Annotated in this window: 20 protein-coding genes; 4 read left to right on the top strand and 16 right to left on the bottom strand. The window is 59.7% G+C overall.

The genetic code is table 11. The features are described from left to right. Positions 1 to 30: 30 nt before the first annotated feature. Positions 31 to 939 carry an AraC family transcriptional regulator gene (locus ACTJLA_RS02005; RefSeq protein ID WP_034128990.1) on the bottom strand — a complete coding sequence of 303 codons (909 nt, stop codon included), beginning with the start codon at positions 937 to 939 and terminating at the stop codon, positions 31 to 33. 99 nt (positions 940 to 1,038) lie between these two features. On the opposite strand from ACTJLA_RS02005, the gene ACTJLA_RS02000 reads away from it, so the two are divergent. Next, positions 1,039 to 1,392: a carboxymuconolactone decarboxylase family protein gene (locus ACTJLA_RS02000; protein WP_034128991.1), complete on the top strand. Its 354-nt coding sequence runs from the start codon at positions 1,039 to 1,041 to the stop codon at positions 1,390 to 1,392. Here the strand turns inward: ACTJLA_RS02000 and ACTJLA_RS01995 are convergent. Continuing rightward, on the bottom strand, positions 1,370 to 2,335 hold the full coding sequence (locus tag ACTJLA_RS01995; RefSeq protein ID WP_014720381.1) for a GlxA family transcriptional regulator: 966 nt from the start codon (positions 2,333 to 2,335) through the stop codon (positions 1,370 to 1,372). The genes ACTJLA_RS02000 and ACTJLA_RS01995 overlap by 23 nt on opposite strands. A 201-nt stretch (positions 2,336 to 2,536) precedes the next feature. Between ACTJLA_RS01995 and ACTJLA_RS01990 the strand changes: the two genes are divergently transcribed. Next, positions 2,537 to 3,178 (top strand): HD domain-containing protein, encoded by a 642-nt coding sequence (locus ACTJLA_RS01990; protein WP_186527848.1) that lies wholly within the window; start codon positions 2,537 to 2,539, stop codon positions 3,176 to 3,178. Positions 3,179 to 3,306: 128 nt separating this feature from the next. On the opposite strand, the gene ACTJLA_RS01985 is transcribed toward ACTJLA_RS01990, so the two are convergent. The 7 genes from ACTJLA_RS01985 to ACTJLA_RS01955 all read right to left on the bottom strand — a co-directional run bounded on the left by ACTJLA_RS01985 (position 3,307) and on the right by ACTJLA_RS01955 (position 11,708). Then, positions 3,307 to 4,191, bottom strand: a complete 885-nt coding sequence (locus tag ACTJLA_RS01985) for an ABC transporter permease subunit (RefSeq protein ID WP_003195236.1) — start codon at positions 4,189 to 4,191, stop codon at positions 3,307 to 3,309. Beyond that, positions 4,188 to 5,108: an ABC transporter permease subunit gene (locus tag ACTJLA_RS01980; RefSeq protein ID WP_003195238.1), complete on the bottom strand. Its 921-nt coding sequence runs from the start codon at positions 5,106 to 5,108 to the stop codon at positions 4,188 to 4,190. The genes ACTJLA_RS01985 and ACTJLA_RS01980 overlap by 4 nt, the downstream gene beginning before the upstream one ends. Then, complete coding sequence (locus ACTJLA_RS01975) at positions 5,105 to 6,247, bottom strand: ABC transporter ATP-binding protein (RefSeq protein WP_003195240.1); 1,143 nt, start codon at positions 6,245 to 6,247, stop codon at positions 5,105 to 5,107. The genes ACTJLA_RS01980 and ACTJLA_RS01975 overlap by 4 nt, the downstream gene beginning before the upstream one ends. Positions 6,248 to 6,313: 66 nt before the next feature. Next, on the bottom strand, positions 6,314 to 7,408 hold the full coding sequence (locus ACTJLA_RS01970; RefSeq protein ID WP_014720384.1) for a polyamine ABC transporter substrate-binding protein: 1,095 nt from the start codon (positions 7,406 to 7,408) through the stop codon (positions 6,314 to 6,316). A 241-nt stretch (positions 7,409 to 7,649) separates the two neighbouring features. Continuing rightward, complete coding sequence (locus ACTJLA_RS01965; protein ID WP_019817783.1) at positions 7,650 to 8,744, bottom strand: polyamine ABC transporter substrate-binding protein; 1,095 nt, start codon at positions 8,742 to 8,744, stop codon at positions 7,650 to 7,652. A 183-nt stretch (positions 8,745 to 8,927) separates the two neighbouring features. Then, complete coding sequence (locus ACTJLA_RS01960) at positions 8,928 to 10,292, bottom strand: aspartate aminotransferase family protein (protein WP_014720386.1); 1,365 nt, start codon at positions 10,290 to 10,292, stop codon at positions 8,928 to 8,930. Positions 10,293 to 10,349: 57 nt separating this feature from the next. Next, positions 10,350 to 11,708: a glutamine synthetase family protein gene (locus ACTJLA_RS01955; protein ID WP_003195249.1), complete on the bottom strand. Its 1,359-nt coding sequence runs from the start codon at positions 11,706 to 11,708 to the stop codon at positions 10,350 to 10,352. Positions 11,709 to 12,305: 597 nt separating this feature from the next. Here ACTJLA_RS01955 and ACTJLA_RS01950 point away from each other — a divergent pair. After that, positions 12,306 to 13,682 (top strand): glutamine synthetase family protein, encoded by a 1,377-nt coding sequence (locus ACTJLA_RS01950; protein ID WP_003195252.1) that lies wholly within the window; start codon positions 12,306 to 12,308, stop codon positions 13,680 to 13,682. Between the two features lie 230 nt (positions 13,683 to 13,912). Then, the gene (locus ACTJLA_RS01945; protein ID WP_054917063.1) at positions 13,913 to 14,542 is read left to right on the top strand and encodes a TetR/AcrR family transcriptional regulator; all 630 of its coding nucleotides are present in this window, start codon (positions 13,913 to 13,915) and stop codon (positions 14,540 to 14,542) included. A gap of 122 nt (positions 14,543 to 14,664) precedes the next feature. Here ACTJLA_RS01945 and ACTJLA_RS01940 read toward each other — a convergent pair whose 3' ends face one another. The 7 genes from ACTJLA_RS01940 to ACTJLA_RS01910 all read right to left on the bottom strand — a co-directional run bounded on the left by ACTJLA_RS01940 (position 14,665) and on the right by ACTJLA_RS01910 (position 20,299). Next, a complete protein-coding gene (locus ACTJLA_RS01940; protein ID WP_003176783.1) occupies positions 14,665 to 14,880 on the bottom strand; it encodes a TOBE domain-containing protein in 216 nt (71 codons plus the stop codon). Positions 14,881 to 14,899: 19 nt separating this feature from the next. Next, complete coding sequence (gene ssuB / locus ACTJLA_RS01935; RefSeq protein WP_032902254.1) at positions 14,900 to 15,706, bottom strand: aliphatic sulfonates ABC transporter ATP-binding protein; 807 nt, start codon at positions 15,704 to 15,706, stop codon at positions 14,900 to 14,902. After that, a complete protein-coding gene (gene ssuC / locus ACTJLA_RS01930) occupies positions 15,703 to 16,488 on the bottom strand; it encodes an aliphatic sulfonate ABC transporter permease SsuC (protein ID WP_003195258.1) in 786 nt (261 codons plus the stop codon). The genes ssuB and ssuC overlap by 4 nt, the downstream gene beginning before the upstream one ends. Positions 16,489 to 16,497: 9 nt before the next feature. After that, positions 16,498 to 17,646, bottom strand: coding sequence for an FMNH2-dependent alkanesulfonate monooxygenase (gene ssuD, locus ACTJLA_RS01925; RefSeq protein WP_003195260.1), 1,149 nt, complete (start codon positions 17,644 to 17,646; stop codon positions 16,498 to 16,500). A 26-nt stretch (positions 17,647 to 17,672) separates the two neighbouring features. Next, positions 17,673 to 18,641 (bottom strand): sulfonate ABC transporter substrate-binding protein, encoded by a 969-nt coding sequence (locus ACTJLA_RS01920; RefSeq protein WP_314548693.1) that lies wholly within the window; start codon positions 18,639 to 18,641, stop codon positions 17,673 to 17,675. Between the two features lie 97 nt (positions 18,642 to 18,738). Further along, positions 18,739 to 19,332: an NADPH-dependent FMN reductase gene (gene ssuE, locus ACTJLA_RS01915; protein WP_014720392.1), complete on the bottom strand. Its 594-nt coding sequence runs from the start codon at positions 19,330 to 19,332 to the stop codon at positions 18,739 to 18,741. A 328-nt stretch (positions 19,333 to 19,660) separates the two neighbouring features. Beyond that, positions 19,661 to 20,299, bottom strand: coding sequence for a peroxiredoxin (locus tag ACTJLA_RS01910; protein ID WP_314548689.1), 639 nt, complete (start codon positions 20,297 to 20,299; stop codon positions 19,661 to 19,663). Positions 20,300 to 20,486 lie beyond the last annotated feature (187 nt).

Here is a 20,486-nt window from a genome sequence, read left to right as displayed (position 1 = left end):
TTAGAAGCGGGACGCAGAGCGTGGGAACGATCATCGGGTGTGAGCCCGCATGCGCCCTGGCGCTTGGCCGTAGGTGTCCTTGAATTTCTTGCTGAACGCCGCCTGGGACTGATAACCCACCTGGGCGGCGATATCGATCAGGCTCAGGCGTGACTGGCGCAGCAGGTTGAACGCCATCTCCATGCGCAATTGGGTGAGCAACACCCAGGGCGATACACCTGCCACTTTGACGAACGCACGCATAAAGGTCGCACGGGACATGCTGGCCGCCGACGCCAGACCATCGATGGTCCATTCATGCCCAGGTTCGGCCAGCATGGCTTGCCAGGCCTTGCTCAAGCGCTTGTCAGCGAGCAAGGCGAAGGTTCCCGCCCCTGGCGCCTGGTCGCTCAGCCAACTGCGCAGGATCAAGGTGAACAGGGCTGACGACAGCGCATTGATAAACGAACGGGCACCCACTTGCTGCCCGTCCGCTTCACTGCGCAGCAACGCTATCAACGCCGCCAGTTGCCCATCGCCTTGCCACTGGCGGCTGGACACCACCAGGTAGTCCGGCAACGCATCGAACAACAGCGATTGGCGGTTGTAGTGAAAGCTGCCACACAGCATATCCACATCCGGCTGTTCACCGCCCAAACGGTGCACGGTCAGCGCACCCCCTTCGATAACGCGAGGCTGCATCGGGCGGATCCGCGCGCCCTGGCTGCGCAGCAAGTGGGTACCGCCACCGGGCATCAGCAGGATATCGCCCTCCTCCAACGTTACATATTGCCCGCCAGACAACTCGGCGCGGCAGGTGCCGCTAAGCACGATGTGATAAGGCGCCACGCCGAGGTTTTCCGGCGCATGGTCCAACGCCCAGTCCCCTTGGAACTGGCAACGCAAATCCAGGCTGCCGCGCAGGTTGGCCAGCGCGATAAGGGTGTCGATGGCATTCATTTGCGAGCATCGGTCAAAAAAATGAGCGGATTGAACAATAGCCGTAGCCTTCAACGCTACAGACTGGCTTCACACCCAATCTGTTCAGGAGTTACCGCAATGTTCAATAACTGGTCCGACTTGCTACCTACCGTGAAGAAAGCCTTTGGCTCACTGGGCAAGAGCAACCCGAAGATGGTCAAAGCCTACATGGCGCTGGGGGAAGCTGCCGAGGAAAACAATGTACTCGACGCCAAGACCCGTGAACTGATTTCCATCGCGGTGGCGATCACCACCCGCTGCGACGGTTGTATCGGCGTGCATGCCGATGCCGCGATCAAGGCCGGGGCAACCCGCGAAGAAGTGGCGGCCACGCTGGCCACCGCGATCTCGCTGAATGCAGGCGCGGCCTACATCTACTCGTTGCGCGCCCTGGAAGCCTACGACACGCTCAAACCGGCGCCGCAAAGTTAAGCCTGAACTGTTGCGGCGTGACGCCCAGCCGGCGGTTGAACACACTGCGCATGTGCTGGGCGTCGCGAAAGCCGCATTGATAGGCCACGGTTTTAAGCGGTGCGTGGCTGCTTTCAAGCATCACCCGCGCCGCATCCACGCGCGCCCTCTCGACAAATTCCGCCGGCGTAATCCGCGCTTCACGGGCAAACACCCGGGAGAAATTGCGCGCACTCATATTGGCCGCCTTGGCCAGGTCGGCAATGGTCAAGTCTCCCGTCAGGTTGGCCAGCACGTACAGCTGCACCAGCGCCACCGCCGAGGTGGTTTCGGCATGGGGCGTGAGGAACGGGCTGAACTGCGATTGCCCGCCCGAGCGCTGGGTGAACACCACCAGGCGCTTGGCCACGCTCAGGGCCACTTCCGGGCCGTGATCCTGGGCCAGCAAGTACAACGACAGGTCGATACCTGCCGTGACCCCGGCGGAGGTGTAGAGCTTGCCGTCCTGCACATAGAGACGGTCGGCTTCGACCTGGGCCGAGGGACACAGGCGCGCCAGGCTGGCGGCATCGTTCCAATGGGTAGTGACGGTCTTGCCGTCCAGCAGACCTGCGCGGGCCAGCATGAAGGCGCCATTGCAGATCGAGCCGAAGCGCTGCGCCTTCGCGGCGGCCGCGCGCAGCCAAGCGTCAAACTCGAAGCCGAAATCCTCGAAGGGTAACTGCGGGCCGCCGGCGACCAGCAACAGGTCATAGGGTTGCCGGGCTTCGCTGTAGTGCTTGTGCGCCTGCAGTGACAAACCGTTGGAGGCCGCCATGGCGCCGTGGCCAAAGCCGAGTACTTCCAGCCGATAGTGATCCTCGGGCGCCAGGAAGCGGTTGGCCTCGCAGAACACATCCATCGGCCCGGTCACGTCCAGCGACTGGACACCGGGGAAGATCAGGATGGCGACGGTTTTGCCCATGGTCACAAACACCTTTTTCCAACTGGATAAACGCGCCCCCCTTGTGGGNGGTGATGCTATCGCAGGCAAGCCAGCTCCCACAGGGGATCGCCTACATGCTTGGCACGATGTGGCGGCACATTGGCCGGGATCGCCTCCCTGTCGCAATAGCCGCTTCAGGGTCATGGGACCAGACTGAAGTCTTTCCAGAGGAGATCCACCATGAGCATCACCATAGCCGGTATTCAGATCCCTGATAGCGCCTTGGCCAGGGCCACCACCGAATACATCCGCGACGTCGAATCGGACCTGCTCTACCACCATTCGCGCCGCGTCTTCCTGTTCGGCGCCTTGAGCGGTGAGCGCAAGCAATTGGCCTACAACCCGGAGTTGCTCTACGTCGGCGCGATGTTCCATGACCTGGGCCTGGTGGAAGGCCACCGCAGTGACGACGAGCGTTTTGAAGTGGACGGCGCCAACGCCGCCGCCGCATTTCTCAAGCCCTATGGGTTGAGCGATGACGATATCGAACAAGTGTGGCTGTCCATCGCCCTGCACACCACGCCGGGTGTGCCGCAACACCTGCGCCCCACCGTAGCACTGGTAACCGCCGGGGTGGAAATGGACGTGTTGGGCATGGACTACGCCGCATTTTCCACGGTGCAGCGCGAAGCGGTGGTGCACGCGCATCCACGGGGTGAGGGGTTCAAGGAGTGCATTATCTGCGCGTTCGCCGACGGCTTGCGCCATCGCCCGCAGACCACGTTTGGCAATGTTAAGACCGACGTGCTGGTGGACCAGGAGCCGGGGTTCAAGCCGATGAATTTTGTGCAGGTGATCCGCACGTCGCCGTGGGCTGCATAGCTAAACCCCACTGTAGGAGCGAGCTTGCTCGCGAAAAACCTGAGAGCGCCGCTGGGTGTCAGGTACCCAGCGTCATCGTTAACGTTCTTCGCGAGCAAGCTCGCTCCTACAGTGGATCGCGTCGGCAGTTAGACCGGCGCTGGCGCCCGGCGCTTGTCCGGCTGCTGCCAGCCATCCGCTGCGGCTTCTTCAATCGCTTGCTGAATAGCCTTCTTGCGATGCTCTTCGGCCCGACGGCTGAAGAACCACACCAGGAAGGTCACCAGCGACACCGCCAACAGAATCAGGCTCGCCACGGCGTTGATCTCGGGTTTAACCCCCAGACGCACCGCCGAGAACACTTCCATCGGCAAGGTGGTGGAACCGGGGCCCGACACGAAGCTGGCCAGTACCAGGTCGTCCAGCGATAGCGCGAACGACATCATGCCGCCCGCTGCCAGCGATGGCGCGATCATCGGGATGGTGATCAGGAAGAACACCTTCCACGGCCGCGCGCCCAGGTCCATCGCCGCTTCTTCGATCGACAGGTCCAGCTCACGCAAGCGCGCCGACACCACCACCGCCACATACGCCGCACAGAAGGTGGTGTGGGCGATCCAGATGGTGACGATGCCACGCTCCTGGGGCCAGCCGATCATCTGCGCCATGGCCACGAACAGCAGCAACAGCGACAGGCCGGTGATCACTTCCGGCATCACCAACGGCGCCGTCACCAGGCCACCGAACAGCGTGCGGCCCTTGAACTGGCTGATGCGCGTCAGCACGAAGGCGGCCAGGGTACCCAACGCCACCGCCGCCACCGCCGTGTAGCAGGCGATTTCCAGGGAGCGGGCCACCGAGCCCATCAACTGGGTGTTGTCCAACAGGCCCACGTACCACTTGATCGACCAACCGCCCCACACTGTCACCAGCTTGGATTCGTTGAACGAGTAGATCACCAGGATCAACATCGGCAGGTAGATGAACAACAAGCCTGCGACCAGCATGAAGCTGGAGAAACGAAAGCGCTTCATATCTTGCCCTCCAGCTCTTTGGCTTGGCTGCGGTTGAACAGGATGATCGGCACGATCAGGATCGCCAGCATCACCACCGCCAGGGCAGACGCCACCGGCCAGTCACGGTTGTTGAAGAACTCTTGCCACAACACCTTACCGATCATCAAGGTTTCCGGGCCGCCGAGCAGTTCAGGAATCACGAACTCGCCCACCACCGGGATAAACACCAGCATGCAACCGGCGATGATGCCGTTCTTGGACAGCGGCACGGTGATTTTCCAGAAGCTGTTGAAGGTGCTCGAACCGAGGTCCGAAGCGGCTTCCAGCAGGCTCTGGTCGTGCTTCACCAGGTTGGCGTACAGGGGCAGGATCATGAACGGCAGGTACGAATAGACCACGCCGATGTACACCGCGATGTTGGTGTTGAGGATCTGCAGCGGCTCGTTGATCAAGCCCATGGACATCAGGAAGCCATTGAGCAGGCCGTTGTTGCTGAGGATGCCCATCCACGCATACACCCGGATCAGGATCGCGGTCCAGGTGGGCATCATGATCAGCAGCACCAGCACGGTCTGCATCTCTTTGCGCGCGGTGGCAATGGCGTAGGCCATCGGGTAGCCGATCAGCAGGCACAGCAGCGTGCTGAAAAACGCCATCTTCAGCGAGCCCAGGTAGGCGGCGATGTACAACTCGTCGCCCGCCAGCAAGCTGTAGTTGGCCAGGTTCAGCACCACCTCCAGCTTTTGCTCAACGTAGGTATAGATCTCGGTATAGGGCGGGATCGCCACATCGGCTTCGGCAAAGCTGATTTTCAGCACGATGAAAAACGGCAGTGCGAAAAACAGGAACAGCCAGAGGAAGGGAATCCCGATGACCACCTGCTTGCCATTGGGCACGATGCGATCCAAGCGCCGCTTGAATTTCTTCATGTTCATGAGCGAAGTACCACGCCGCTGTCGTCTTCCCACCACACGTACACCTGGTCACCCCAGGTTGGGCGCTGGCCACGGCGTTCGGCGTTGGCGACGAAAGACTGCACCAGCTTGCCGCTCGGCAGCTCCACGTAGAACACCGAGTGGCCGCCCAGGTAGGCGATGTCGTGCACCTTGCCGCTGGACCAGTTGTGTTCGCAGGTCGGCATTTCGGTGGTCACCAACAGCTTTTCCGGGCGAATGGCGTAGGTCACCGACTTGTCTTCCACCGAGGTGGCGATGCCGTAGCCTACGTAGATGTCGCGGTCCAGGTCCGGGCACTTGAGCACTGCGTGGCCTTCGGCGTCGTCCACCACCTGGGTGTCGAAAATGTTGACGTTGCCGATGAACTCGCACACCAGGCGGCTGGTGGGAGTTTCGTAGATATCGATGGGGCTGCCGATCTGAGCGATCCAGCCCAGGTGCATGATCGCGATGCGTTCGGCCATGGTCATGGCCTCTTCCTGATCGTGGGTCACCATCACGCAGGTCACCCCAACGCGCTCGATGATCTCCACCAACTCAAGTTGCATCTGCGAGCGCAGCTTCTTGTCCAGTGCGCCCATCGGCTCATCGAGCAGCAGCAGCTTCGGGCGCTTGGCCAAGGAGCGGGCCAAGGCCACACGCTGGCGCTGGCCGCCGGACAATTGGTGCGGCTTGCGCTTGGCGTACTGGCTCATCTGCACCAGCTTGAGCATCTCGGCCACGCGTGCGTCGACTTCAGCCTTGGGGATCTTGTCCTGTTGCAGGCCGAAGGCGATGTTCTGCGCCACGGTCATGTGCGGGAACAAGGCGTAGGACTGGAACATCATGTTGATCGGCCGCTCGTAGGGCGGCATGTCGGTGATGTCCACACCGTCGAGGTAGATGCGACCTTCGGTTGGGCGCTCGAAACCTGCAAGCATGCGCAGCAAGGTGGATTTGCCCGAACCCGAACCGCCGAGCAAGGCGAAGATCTCGCCTTTCTTGATTTCCAGGGACACATCGTCCACGGCAATCGTCTCGTCGAACTTCTTCGTGACCCGGTCGATTTTGACCAGCACCTTTTTCGGTGTCTGGTCGCCCTCGAGGGCTTTCTTATAGGCGCCGGAGGCAACTGCCATTTACGAAACTCCCAAAAAAAACTGTGCAGCCGGCCCAATGCGGGCCAGCCTTGGATAGTTTTAGCCTTACTTGCCCGTCTTGACCTTGGTCCAGCTACGGGTCATTAAACGCTGCACTTTCGGGGGTAGCTCAAAGTTGACGAATGTCCGCTCGAGAACCGCCTGCGGTGGGTAAACCGCTGCGTCGGTGCGTATCGATTGCTCCATCAGTTTGTCCGCCCCTGGGTTAGGGTTGGCGTAACCGACTTGATCGCTGACCTGAGCGATCACCTCAGGCTGCAGCAAATAGTTGATGAAGGCGTGGGCTTCCTTGACGTTGCTGGCATCCTTGGGAATCGCCAGCACGTCGAACCACAGGTTGCCGCCTTCTTTGGGAATCGTGTAGGCGATGTTCACGCCTTTGCCCGCCTCCGCCGCACGGGCCTTGGCCTGGAACACATCGCCGGAGAAACCGGCCGCCACGCAGATGTTGCCGTTGGCCAGGTCCGAGATGTATTTGGAGGAATGGAAGTAGGTCACGTAGGGCCGCACTTTCAGCAGTTTTTCCTCGGCTTTCTTATAGTCGGCCGGGTTGGTGCTGTTGGGGTCCAGGCCCATATAGTTGAGTACCGCCGGTAGCATTTCATCGGCCGAGTCCATGAACGACACGCCGCAAGTGGCCAACTTCTTCATGTTTTCCGGTTCGAACAACACCGCCCAAGAGTCGATCTTGTCGACACCCAGCACTTCCTTGACCTTGTCGACGTTGTAGCCAATGCCGTTGGTGCCCCACAGGTACGGCACCGCGTACTGGTTGCCCGGGTCGTTCTTTTCCAGGCGCTTGAGCAGCACCGGGTCGAGGTTGGCGTAGTTTGTCAGCAGTGACTTGTCGAGCTTCTGGAACGCTCCAGCCTTGATCTGCTTGCCCAGGAAATGGTTGGACGGAACCACGACGTCGTAGCCGGTACGCCCGGCGAGCAACTTGCCTTCCAGGGTTTCGTTGGAGTCAAACACGTCATACACAGGCTTGATACCGCTGGCCTTTTCGAAGTTGGCCAGGGTGTCGGGGCCGATGTAGTCCGACCAGTTATAAATATGCACCGTCGGTGCGGCCTGTACGCTGGCAGCCAGCGTGATACCTGCACCCACCAGCATGGCTTTGCGAAATAAAGAAATTGGCAAGTGGAGGTCCTCTTGAATAGTTGGGGGCCTTGAAGTTGTTGCCCGGCAACAAAACCGGCGCGCAACTTACCGTCGATAAACCGATCCGGCAAAACTTTCTGTCATTTATTTTCTGTACGGCTGCCACTGTTTGTAGGAGCGAGCTTGCTCGCGAAGAACTCACAGGCAACGCGGGCTATCAGAGGCCCCGCGTTATCGTTGACGATTTTAGCGAGCGAGCTCGCTCCTACAGGTTTGTGCGTTATTTACCGGACTTGATCTTGGTCCAGCTACGGGTCATTTCACGCTGAGTTGCCGCCGGCATGTCGGCAATGGCGTAGAGCTTGGATTGCACTTCGGCCGACGGATAAATACCCGGGTCGCTGGTGATGTCTTTATCGACCAGGGCAGTGGCTTTCTCGTTACCGTTCGGGAAACGCACACTGTTGGTGATCGCGGCCATGACGTCTGGCTTGAGCAGGTAGTTCATGAATGCGTAGGCAGCCTCGACGTTTTCAGCATCCTTGGGAATGGCGACCATGTCGAAGAAGCTGCCAGCACCTTCCTTGGGAATGTCATAGGCGATCTTGACCTTGCCGCCGGCTTCAGCCGCGCGGGTTTTGGCCTGTTCGATGTCACCCGAGTAGCCCACAGCCACGCAGATGTTGCCGTTGGCCAGGTCGGAGATGTACTTGGAGGAGTGGAAGTAGCCGATCGAAGGACGGATTTTCATGAACAGGTCTTCGGCCTGTTTCAGATCAGCCTTCTTCGTAGTGTCGGTCGGCAGGCCCAGGTAATGCAGCGCTACCGGCAGCATTTCGGTTGGCGAATCGAGGAAGCTCACGCCGCAGCTTTTCAGCTTGGCGATGTTTTCCGGCTTCATCAGTACGTCCCACGAGTCGATCTTGTCCACGCCCAGTGCGGCCTTGACCTTCTCCGGGTTGTAGCCGATGCCCATCGAGCCCCACATGTACGGGAAGGCGTGCTTGTTGTCCGGGTCGCTGACCGATACGGCTTTGAGCAGGGATTTGTTCAGGTTGCCGTAGTTGGACAGCTTGGACTTGTCCAGCTCCTGGTAGACACCGGCCTTGATCTGCTTGGCGAGGAAGCTGTTCGACGGCACGACGATGTCGTAGCCGGACTTGCCTGCCAGCAACTTGGCTTCCAGGGTTTCGTTGCTGTCAAAAACGTCGTACACCACTTTGATGCCCGACTCTTTTTCAAAGTTGGCGATGGTGTCCGGTGCAATGTAGTCGGACCAGTTGTAGACATGCAGCACTTTATTGTCTGCCTGGGCCGCGCCCGCCATTGCACCCATCAGGGACAAGGCGAGGAGGGTCTTGCCAGCGTTCTTCAAACCTAATGCCTTCATTTGGTGATGCTCCAATTTTTTCTTTTTTGGGCCACAAGCGTTGTATGTTTTACGGCCCAACCGAAGGGCAACAAAACAGGGCGACAGTCTGGCAAGTTCAGGGGCCGGCTTTCAACCAAAGCCCCTGCATTTTTAACTGCCCGGTGCACCGCGCACTGAGCCTAGCACTTAGCCCTGCAAGGCTGCCAAAGTCAGGTCCAGGCAATGGCGGGCCTTGGTTACCAGCTCGTCGATTTCAGCCTTGCTGATGACCAGTGGCGGCGAAATGATCATGGTGTCGCCCACGGCGCGCATGATCAGGCCATTTTCAAAGCAGAAGGTTCGGCAGATCATGCCGGCGCCTTTGCCTTCGTGACGCTTGCGCGTCGCCTTATCCTGCACCAGCTCGATCGCACCGAGCATACCGACGCCGCGTACTTCACCCACCAGCGGATGATCGCCCAGTTCCCTCAGACGCTTTTGCAAATACGGTGCCGTTTCGTCGTGCACACGGTTAACGATTTTTTCATCGCGCAGGATGCGGATGTTTTCCAGCGCCACGGCCGCGGCCACCGGGTGGCCGGAGTAGGTAAAGCCGTGGTTGAAATCGCCCCCTTCGTTGAGCACCGCCACCACTTCGTCACGCACGATCAGGCCGCCCATGGGCACGTAGCCCGAGGTCAGGCCCTTGGCGATGGTCATCATGTGCGGCTTGAGGTCGTAGAAATCGCTACCGAACCACTCACCGGTACGGCCGAAGCCGCAGATTACTTCGTCGGCGACAAACAGGATGTCGTACTTGGCGAGGATTTCCTTGATGCGCGGCCAGTACGTGGCAGGCGGCACGATCACGCCACCGGCACCCTGGATCGGCTCGGCAATAAAGGCGCCGACGTTGTCCACGCCCAGCTCCAGGATTTTCTCTTCCAACTGGTTGGCGGCCCACACACCGAATTCCTCGGGGCTCATGTCGCCGCCTTCGCCAAACCAGTAGGGCTGCGCGATGTGAGTAATGCCCGGGATCGGCAAGTCGCCCTGCTCGTGCATATAGGTCATGCCGCCCAGGCTGGCGCCGGCCACGGTAGAGCCGTGGTAGCCATTCTTGCGGGCAATGATGGTTTTCTTGTTGGGCTGGCCCTTGATCGCCCAGTAGTGGCGGACCATGCGCAACATGGTGTCGTTGCCTTCGGAGCCAGAGCCGGTGAAGAACACGTGGTTCATGCCAGCCGGCGCGACATCGGAAATGACCTTGGCCAACTCCAATACCGGCGGGTGTGCGGTCTGGAAGAACAGGTTGTAGTACGGCAGTTCTTTCATCTGCTTGGCGGCGGCATCGGCCAGTTCATCGCGACCGTAACCGATCGCCACGCACCACAGGCCGGCCATACCGTCGAGGATCTTGTTGCCTTCGCTGTCCCACAGGTAAACGCCGTGGGCTTTGGTGATGATCCTTGGGCCTTTCTCTTTCAATTGCTTGAAGTCGCTGAACGGAGCCAGGTGGTGATCATTGCTCAAGGCTTGCCATTCACGGGTTTGCGGGTTGTTGCTGGACATACCAATCTCCTAGACTTTTCAGTGAAGGCGCGCCGTTTGAAGGGCGCGCCCGGCGCATCAGACGGCGAAGAGCAGGAATTCCCGCTCCCACGAACTGATCACGCGCTTGAAGTTTTCATGCTCGGCCCGCTTGACCGCGACGTAGCCTGTGATGAATTTTTGCCCCAGATATTTCTCGATGGTCTTGCTGTTTTCCATGCGTTCCAGGGCGTCTTCGATGGTCAACGGCAGGCGCAGGTTGCGTCGCTCGTAACCGCGGCCCACCACCGGCGCGCTCGGGTTATGGCCTTCGACCATGCCGATGTAGCCGCACAACAGGCTGGCGGCAATCGCCAGGTACGGGTTGGCGTCGGCGCCCGGCAGGCGGTTTTCCACGCGGCGATTCTGCGGGCCGGCATCCGGTACGCGCAGGCCGACGGTGCGGTTTTCTTCGCCCCATTCCACGTTCACCGGCGCCGAGGTGTCGGGCAGGAAGCGGCGGAACGAGTTCACGTTGGGGGCGAATAAAGGCAGCAATTCAGGGATGAATTTCTGCAGGCCGCCAATATGGTTGAGGAACAGTTGGCTCATGGTCCCGTCTTCATTGGAGAAGACGTTCTTGCCGGTGGCAATGTCGATGATGCTCTGGTGCAGGTGCATCGCGCTGCCGGGCTCGCCGGTCATGGGCTTGGCCATGAAGGTGGCGGCCACGTCGTGCTTGAGCGCGGCTTCACGCATGGTGCGCTTGAACACCAGGATCTGGTCGGCCAGAGACAGGGCATCGCCGTGACGGAAGTTGATTTCCATCTGCGCGGTGCCGTCCTCGTGGATCAGGGTGTCGAGGTCCAGTTCCTGCAGTTCGCACCAGTCGTAGACGTCTTCGAACAGCGGGTCGAATTCGTTGGCTGCTTCTATAGAGAAGGACTGGCGACCGGTTTCCGGGCGGCCGGAGCGGCCAATCGGCGGTTGCAGCGGGAAGTCCGGGTCTTCGCAGCGCTTGGTCAGGTAGAACTCCATCTCCGGCGCCACGATGGGCTGCCAGCCGCGGTCGGAGTAGAGTTTGAGGACTTTCTTGAGCACGTTGCGCGGCGACAGCTCGATCGGGTTGCCTTGCTTGTCGTAGGTGTCGTGGATCACCTGGGCGGTCGGCTCGATGGCCCAGGGCACCAGGAATACCGCGTTCTGGTCGGGGCGGCAGATCATGTCGATGTCGGCCGGGTCGAGCAATTCGTAATAGATGTCGTCTTCGACATAGTCGCCGGTCACGGTCTGCAACAGAACACTCTCGGGCAGGCGCATGCCTTTTTCGGCAATGAACTTGTTGGTCGGCGAGATCTTGCCCCGGGTAATACCGGTGAGGTCGCCAATCATGCATTCGACTTCTGTGATCTTGTGGTCTTTCAACCAATCGGTGAGCTGGTCGAGGTTGTTACTCATAAATGCCTCTGGGCTGGGTTTCCTGGCATCCATTAAAGGCCAGGCGTTGGTGGACGCAGCATCCGCGTCGTTTTTTCATTCAGGGTAGGAGCTTACCTGCCATTTGCCCATGGGTTGCATTCCTCAGGCCAAAGTTGTGCGCAATTATGATCGGCACGGCGGATGAGGGTCGCTCAGTGGCGTCGGAGATGGCAAAAAGGAGATCGGCCGGGCCGTCAAGAATATTGGCCGGTGCCTGGGCATTCACACGGGGCGAACGAGCTGCGGACAACGCCTGGCTGGAGCAGGCAGAGACGCCGATTGGCGGCAGGTGAAACATGAAGCACCCCGGTATTATTGCTGTTATGGGTTTGAATCGAGCTTAGCCTTGTTCATTTTTTTACACAACACCCCCGTAAAAAATCCTACACGGCCCGCTCAAGCCTGCAGGTCCCAAGCCCCTAAAACCCAAAAAACCGCCCCAAAACCCCGCAAAAAAGGCTTCATGGCGCTTTTTTAGGGCAAAAAATGCCTCGCTTGACTTCGGCAGGCCGTTCGGGTTGACTGAAACCAGAAAAGATCAATGATTGATATTTTTAACAACAAAGGTGTTGCATCATGTCGGTACCCCCGCGTGCCGTTCAGCTTAACGAAGCGAACGCGTTCCTTAAGGATCATCCTGAGGTTCTGTACGTAGACCTTCTAATTGCGGATATGAATGGTGTGGTGCGCGGTAAGCGCATCGAACGCACCAGCCTCCACAAGGTTTACGAGAAGGGCATTAACCTGCCTGCCTCTTTATTTGCCCTGGATATCAACGGCTCTACGGTGGAAAGCACCGGCCTGGGCCTGGACATCGGTGATGCTGACCGAATCTGTTATCCAATCCCCGACACCCTGTGCAATGAACCCTGGCAAAAGCGCCCCACCGCGCAACTGCTGATGACCATGCACGAACTTGAAGGTGAACCTTTCTTCGCCGATCCGCGCGAAGTGCTCCGCCAAGTTGTCACCAAGTTTGACGACCTCGGTCTGACCATCTGCGCCGCTTTCGAGCTTGAGTTCTACCTGATCGACCAGGAGAACGTGAACGGCCGCCCACAACCGCCCCGCTCGCCGATCTCCGGCAAACGCCCGCACTCGACACAGGTCTACCTGATCGACGACCTCGACGAATACGTCGACTGCCTCCAGGACATTCTGGAAGGTGCCAAGGAGCAAGGCATTCCGGCCGATGCCATCGTCAAGGAAAGTGCCCCGGCGCAGTTCGAAGTGAACCTGCACCACGTCGCCGACCCGATCAAGGCCTGCGACTACGCGGTACTGCTCAAGCGCCTGATCAAGAACATCGCCTACGACCATGAGATGGACACCACCTTCATGGCCAAGCCTTACCCAGGCCAGGCAGGCAACGGGCTGCACGTACACATTTCCATTCTGGACAAGGACGGCAAGAACATCTTTGCCAGCGAGGATCCCGAGCAGAACGCCGCATTGCGTCACGCGATCGGCGGTGTGCTGGAGACCCTACCCGCCCAAATGGCGTTCCTGTGCCCCAACGTCAACTCCTACCGTCGTTTCGGCGCACAGTTCTACGTGCCGAACTCGCCGTGCTGGGGCCTGGATAACCGCACCGTGGCGATTCGCGTACCCACCGGCTCGTCCGATGCCGTGCGTATCGAACACCGTGTGGCTGGCGCCGATGCCAACCCTTACCTGCTGATGGCCTCGGTATTGGCGGGCGTACACCACGGCCTGACCAACAAGATCGAGCCGAACGCTCCAGTGGAAGGCAACAGCTACGAGCAGAACGAGCAGAGCCTGCCGAACAACCTGCGCGATGCGCTGCGTGAGTTGGACGACAGCGAGGTGATGGCCAAGTACATCGATCCTAAATACATCGATATCTTCGTCGCCTGTAAGGAAAGTGAGTTGGAGGAGTTTGAACACTCCATCTCCGACCTTGAGTACAACTGGTACCTGCATACCGTGTAAGCGGTTGCTGCAATAAAAGAACGCCGCTGATTTTGGTCAGTGGCGTTTTTTTATGTGTTTATTTTGGGAAACCGGGTTGGCCTCATCGCAGGCAAGCCAGCTCCCACAGTGGAACGCATTTCAAGGTTGGAACTCGGTCAAATGTGGGAGCTGGCTTGCCTGCGATAGCGGCTTGGCAGACAACACAGATTCCTGCTCATACAATGCCTGCTGCCTTGTAGGAGACATCCATGACCACCCGCCCCGCCACTGTTCGCAAACCCCGCGCCCGCAGCCAGGCCCGGATCGACGCGATCCTCGACGCCGCCCGCACCTTGCTGGCCGCCGAAGGTGTGGCCAGCTTGTCGATCTACAGCGTGGCCGAACGGGCACAGATTCCACCGTCATCGGTGTACCACTTTTTCGCCAGTGTGCCGGCGTTGCTGGAGGCGTTGACCGCTGACGTTCACGCAGCCTTTCGCGCTGCCATCCAGGCGCCCATCGAGCATGAATCTCTCAAGCATTGGCGCGACCTGTCCTACATCGTTGAACAACGCATGCTCAGCATCTACAGCAACGATGCCGCGGCGCGCCAGTTGATCCTGGCCCAGCATGGGTTGACCGAAGTGACCCAGGCCGATCGCCAGCATGATCTGGAATTGGGCGACTTGATGCTGGCGGTGTTCAATCGCCACTTTGAAGTGCCAACGCTACCGGGCGATGTGGACGTGTTTGCCCTGGCATTGGAGTTGAGCGACCGCGTGTACGCGCGCTCGGTGCATCAGCATGGGCTGATTACGCCGCGCATGGCGGAGGAAGGGATGCGGGTGTTTGATGCGTATGTGGGGCTTTATTTGCCGGCCTATCTGCCCAAGCGCTGATCGTTCCCACGCTCTGCGTGGGAATACATCCCGTGACGCTCTGCGTCACCTTTGGCACAGCGGGACGCGGAGCGCCCCAGGCGGCATTCCCACGCAGAGCGTGGGAACGATCAGTGGGGTTATCACAACTTGGCAATCGACACCTCAGTGGATTTCACAAAGGCAATCACTTCACTGCCGATCACCAGCTCCAACTCCTTGACCGAACGCGTGGTGATCACCGAGGTGACAATGCCGGACGCGGTCTGCACGTCAATTTCCGACAGCACGTCGCCGACCACGATTTCCTTGATGGTGCCTTTGAACTGGTTACGCACGTTGATGGCTTTAATAGTCATGGTGTTTTTCCTGTGTGAGTTATTGAGCCCAACGCAATTGCGTCGGCAGCGGTGAAACAGGTTCGGGTTCCGGTGGGGAACCGGGTAGCGACAGCACGCGGTTGAGCACTTCGGCTTCCAGCGCGGCCAGGCGGTGTGAGCCACGGGCCCGTGGGCGTGGCAGGTCGATGTTCAGGTCGAGGCCGATTTCGCCGTTTTCAATCAGAATTACGCGGTCGGCAATCGCCACGGCTTCGCTGACGTCGTGGGTCACCAGCAACACCGTGAAACCGTGCTTGCGCCACAGGTTTTCGATCAGTTGCTGCATCTCGATGCGGGTCAGGGCATCCAGTGCGCCCAGCGGCTCATCGAGCAGTAACAGGCGCGGCTGATGGATCAACGCCCGTGCGAGTGCCACGCGCTGTTTCTGGCCACCGGACAACGCCGCCGGCCATTCATTGGCGCGCTCGGCCAGGCCAACCGCTTCCAGCGCATCCAGCGCTTTGGGCCGCCAGTCGCCCTTGAGGCCCAGGCCGACGTTATCGATGATCTTCTTCCATGGCAGCAAGCGCGCTTCCTGGAACATCAACCGCGTATCTTCAATCGCTTCGTGCAGTGGCGCGGAGCCGGCCAGCAGCTCGCCGCCACTGGCTTTGTCCAGCCCCGCCAACAGGCGCAGCAAGGTACTTTTGCCGCAACCGCTGCGGCCGACCACAGCCACGAACTGCCCCGCAGGAATATGCAGGTCGATCTCTTTGAGCACTTCGCGGGTACCAAAGGCCTTGCGCAATTTGCGCACCGCCAGTGGGATACCCTTCAACAGACGCGGAGGTTGTTGGGCCGTCATGCTGCACCTCCTTTGACTTGATACGCCGGGTGCCAGCGCAGCCACACACGTTCCAGCCCACGGGCTGCCAGGTCGGCCAGTTTGCCGAGGATGGCGTACATGACGATGGCCAGTACCACCACGTCGGTTTGCAGGAATTCACGGGCATTCATCGCGAGGTAACCGATGCCGGAACTTGCCGAAATGGTTTCCGCCACGATCAGCGTCAGCCACATGAAGCCCAGGGCGAAGCGCACCCCCACCAGGATCGACGGCAGCGCGCCCGGCAGAATCACTTGCCAGAACAGGCTGAAACCGGACAAGCCATAGCTGCGCGACATTTCCACCAGTGCCGGGTCGACATTGCGGATGCCGTGGTAAGTGTTCAGGTAGATCGGGAACAAGGTACCCAGGGCCACCAGGAAAATTTTCGCGGTCTCATCAATGCCGAACCACAGGATCACCAGCGGAATCAGCGCCAGGTGCGGCACGTTGCGGATCATCTGCACGGAGCTGTCGAGCAAGCGCTCGCCCCACTTCGACAAGCCGGTGATAAAGCCCAGGGCCAGACCGATGCTGCCTCCGATCACAAAGCCCAGGCCGGCGCGCCAGCCGCTGATGGCCAGGTGCGTCCAGATTTCGCCGCTGACCACCAGGTTCACCCCGGCTTCGATCACTGCACTCGGCGCTGGCAGAATGCGCGTCGACAACCAACCCGCCGACACCGACAACTGCCACACCGCCAGCAATAAGATCGGCAGCACCCAGGGCGCCACGCGATGGCTGATTTTTTCTAAGTCCATAACGGCGCCTCAGCTCTGTGACGCAGCTTTGGGAAGGATGTCGTTGGCCACCATCTCGCCAAACGGACTGACGTAGCCGGCGCTTTTTGGCAGCTCGGGACGTTCGATATCCAGGTGCGGGAACAACAGCTCGGCGACCCGATACGACTCTTCCAGGTGTGGATAACCGGAGAAGATAAAGGTATCGATACCCAGGTCCGCGTACTCCTTGACCCGCGCCGCAACCGTTGGGCCATCGCCCACCAGCGCCGTTCCTGCGCCGCCACGTACCAGGCCGACGCCGGCCCACAGGTTGGGGCTGACTTCCAGGTTGTCACGGCTACCGCCGTGCAAGGCTGCCATGCGTTGCTGGCCCACCGAATCGAAGCGCGCCAAGGACGCCTGGGCGCGGGCGATGGTCTCGTCGTCCAGGTGGGAGATCAGTTTGTCGGCGGCTTTCCAGGCTTCGTCGTTGGTTTCGCGCACGATCACATGTAAGCGAATGCCAAAGCGCACCGTGCGTCCCAGTTTTGCAGCCTTGGCGCGTACCTGCGCGATCTTTTCCGCAACGGCTGCCGGCGGCTCGCCCCAGGTCAGCACCATCTCGACCTGTTCGGCCGCAAGGTCCTGGGCGGCTTCGGAGGAACCCCCGAAATACAGCGGCGGGCGTGGTTGTTGAATCGGTGGGTAGAGCAATTTTGCGCCTTTGACGCTGATGTGCTCGCCGTCGTAGTCCACGGTCTCGCCTTCCAGCACACGGCGCCAGATGCGGGTGAATTCCACCGACGCCTGGTAGCGTTCTTCATGGCTCAAGAACAATCCGTCGCCAGCCAGTTCTTCCGGATCGCCACCGGTGACCAGGTTGAACAGCGCACGGCCACCAGACAGGCGATCCAGGGTCGCGGCCTGACGCGCGGCCACGGTCGGGGAGATGATCCCAGGGCGCAGGGCAACCAGGAATTTCAAGCGCTGGGTCACGGGGATCAGCGAGGCGGCCACCAACCACGAGTCTTCGCAAGAGCGGCCCGTAGGGATCAACACCCCGCCAAAACCCAGGCGGTCGGCAGCCTGGGCCACTTGTTGCAGGTAACCGTGGTCGACAGCGCGGGCGCCTTCGGCGGTGCCAAGGTAATGACCGTCGCCGTGGGTGGGCAGGAACCAGAAAATATTGAGGCTCATGGAGTTGTCTCCTGAATGAAGTCGGATTACGGCGCTTTGGCAACCGCGGCGGGTGGCGTCCAGATCACGTCCTTGATGCTCAAGGGCTTGGGGATCAATTTGAGTTGGTAGAAGGTGTCTGCGATTTTCTGCTGGGCGGCGACCACTGCCGGGGTCAGGAACAGCGCGCCGTAGCCCTGGCGTTTCACCGATGTGAGGGTGATATCTGCCGGCAGGCCGAGCAGTGGGGCGACCTGCTCAGTCACTTCCTGCGGGTTGGCCTTGGACCATTCGCCTACCGCACGCACCTCTTCCACCAACGCCTTGATCACTTGCGGGTGCTGTTCGGCGTAGGGTTTGGTGGCCAGGTAAAACTGATGGTTGTCGGCAATCCCGGTGCCGTCTCGCAGGGTGCGCGCTTGTAGTTGCTTCTCGGCGGCGGCCTGGTACGGGTCCCAGATCACCCAGGCGTCCACGCTGCCACGCTCGAACGCAGCACGGGCATCGGCGGGGGGCAGGAACACGGTCTTTACGTCGGTGTAGTTGAGGCCGGCATCTTCCAGGGCACGCACTAGCAGGTAGTGCACGTTGGAGCCTTTGTTGAGCACGACCTTTTTACCCTTGAGCTCGGCCACCGATTTGATCGGCGAGTCATTGGGCACCAGGATCGCTTCGCTGGTAGGCGCGGGTGGTTCGTAGGCGACGTAGAGCAGATCGGCGCCAGCCGCCTGGGCAAACACCGGTGGGGTTTCGCCAGTAACGCCGAAGTCGATGGAGCCGACGTTCAGGCCCTCGAGCAATTGCGGGCCACCGGGAAACTCGGTCCACTGCACCTGCACGCCTTGGTCGGCCAGGCGTTTTTCCAGGGTGCCCTTGGCCTTGAGCAGCACCAGGGTGCCGTACTTCTGATAACCGATCCGCAAGGTCTCGGCGGCTTGGGCTTGAACGATGGCGCCGAAGGACACAGCCGCAGCAAAGAGTGCGACCAGACCACGACGCAAGATGACAGTGCGCATGGCGCTCTCTCCAACTGTGCGATTAGGGTTTTGGCTGCACCTGCTTGGCCGTTGTCGGCTGAGTAAGGTGAGTGTTTCCAGGTTTCTGGGGTGAGGCTCAGATGCTCCAGCGAGCACTCAACAAACGTTCATTCAATACGTCAGGGTCCAGCGGTTTTGGCCGGCGCGCCATGGCGCTGTAGAGCTGCTCCAGGGCTTCGTGCAGACGCTGTTCGAGTACCGGCACCAGTTGCGCCTGCACGCTGCCTTCGCCATAGGCGATCTGGCTGTCTTCGGCAAAAATACCGTGGAGCAATTCCTGGGCCTTGAGGGCCGACAGCACCGGCTTCAGGGCGTAGTCCACCGCCAGCATGTGGGCGATGCTGCCGCCGGTCGCCATCGGCAACACCACCTTATGGGCCAGCGCACGCTCCGGCAGCAGGTCCAGTACGGTTTTCAACGCCCCGGAAAACGACGCCTTGTACACCGGCGTGGCGATCACCAGGCCGTCGGCATTGGCGACTTGTTGCAGCAGGTCAATGACCTTGGGGCTGTCGAAGCGTGCGTGCAGCAAGTCTTCAGCCGGGAAGTCCCGTACCTGGTAACTCACCACTTCCACGCCCTGCTGTTGCAGCCACTGACGGGTTTTATCCAGCAAGACCCCGGAGCGGGAACGCTGGCTGGGACTGCCTCCAAGTGTTACGACCAGCATGCAGGAGATTCCTTGAGCAAGTGTCGGCGGTTCGCTGTACGGCGATGGCGCCAAGATGGGATAGACCTTATCAGCAGATTTATATATCTATAAATCTTATTTATTCATTTGTTTATTCCATAAAAACATAAGCGATTGATCAATCCCCAGGCGAAAAAAAAGGCCGTGGAAACGGCCTGAAAACCCCTGCTGTGAGTCAGTGCTTTTTGGTAGGAGCGAGCTTGCTCGCGAAAAACTCACAGGCGCCGCGTTCATTCAGGAAGCACGCGTTATCGTTGACGTTTTTCGCGAGCAAGCTCGCTCCTACAGAGGCATGGTCCGTGATGCCTTAACGATTGGGTTGTGGGGTAAGACGCAGGTACGGCTTCACCGCGCGATAGCCCTTGGGAAAGCGTTTCTTGATCTCTTCCTCGTCCTTGAGTGACGGCACGATGACCACCTCATCCCCATCCTGCCAGTTGGCCGGTGTTGCCACCTTGTGGTTGTCGGTCAGCTGCAGCGAGTCGATCACCCGCAGGATTTCATGGAAATTACGCCCGGTGCTGGCCGGGTAGGTGATGGTCAGGCGGATCTTCTTGTTCGGGTCGATCACAAACAAGGAGCGCACGGTGAGGGTATCGCTGGCATTCGGGTGGATCAGGTCGTAGAGGTCCGAGACCTTGCGGTCGGCGTCGGCCAGGATCGGGAAGTTGACCACGGTGTTCTGCGTCTCGTTGATGTCGTCGATCCACTTGTGATGCGAGTCCACCGGATCTACCGACAGGGCGATGGCCTTGACGTCACGCTTGGCGAATTCATCCTTGAGCTTGGCGGTGAAACCCAGCTCGGTGGTGCACACCGGCGTGAAGTCCGCAGGGTGGGAAAACAGCACACCCCAGCTGTCGCCCAGCCATTCGTGGAAGCGAATCTTGCCGGCGCTGGAATCCTGTTCGAAGTCGGGGGCGATGTCGCCCAGTCTTAGGCTCATGGTGTGGCTCCTGATGAGTGCTTATGGAGCCCACTGTGCATGGATTTTTTGTGATTTAAAAAGAATAAATATCGATTTATCTAGACGATAAAAGAATATTAAAAATCAGTTCATTGGACTTGGGAACGGCCTGAGGCCAACATCGCCTTCAAGGTTCGAGAAGGCCTTGAGACGCTGCAAAAAAGAG

The organism is Pseudomonas sp. 22072 (assembly GCF_052046095.1).
Classification (GTDB): Bacteria; Pseudomonadota; Gammaproteobacteria; order Pseudomonadales; family Pseudomonadaceae; genus Aquipseudomonas; species Aquipseudomonas paracarnis.
Note: the sequence above shows the minus strand (reverse complement) of the source record. Positions and strands in the feature narration are given on the sequence as shown.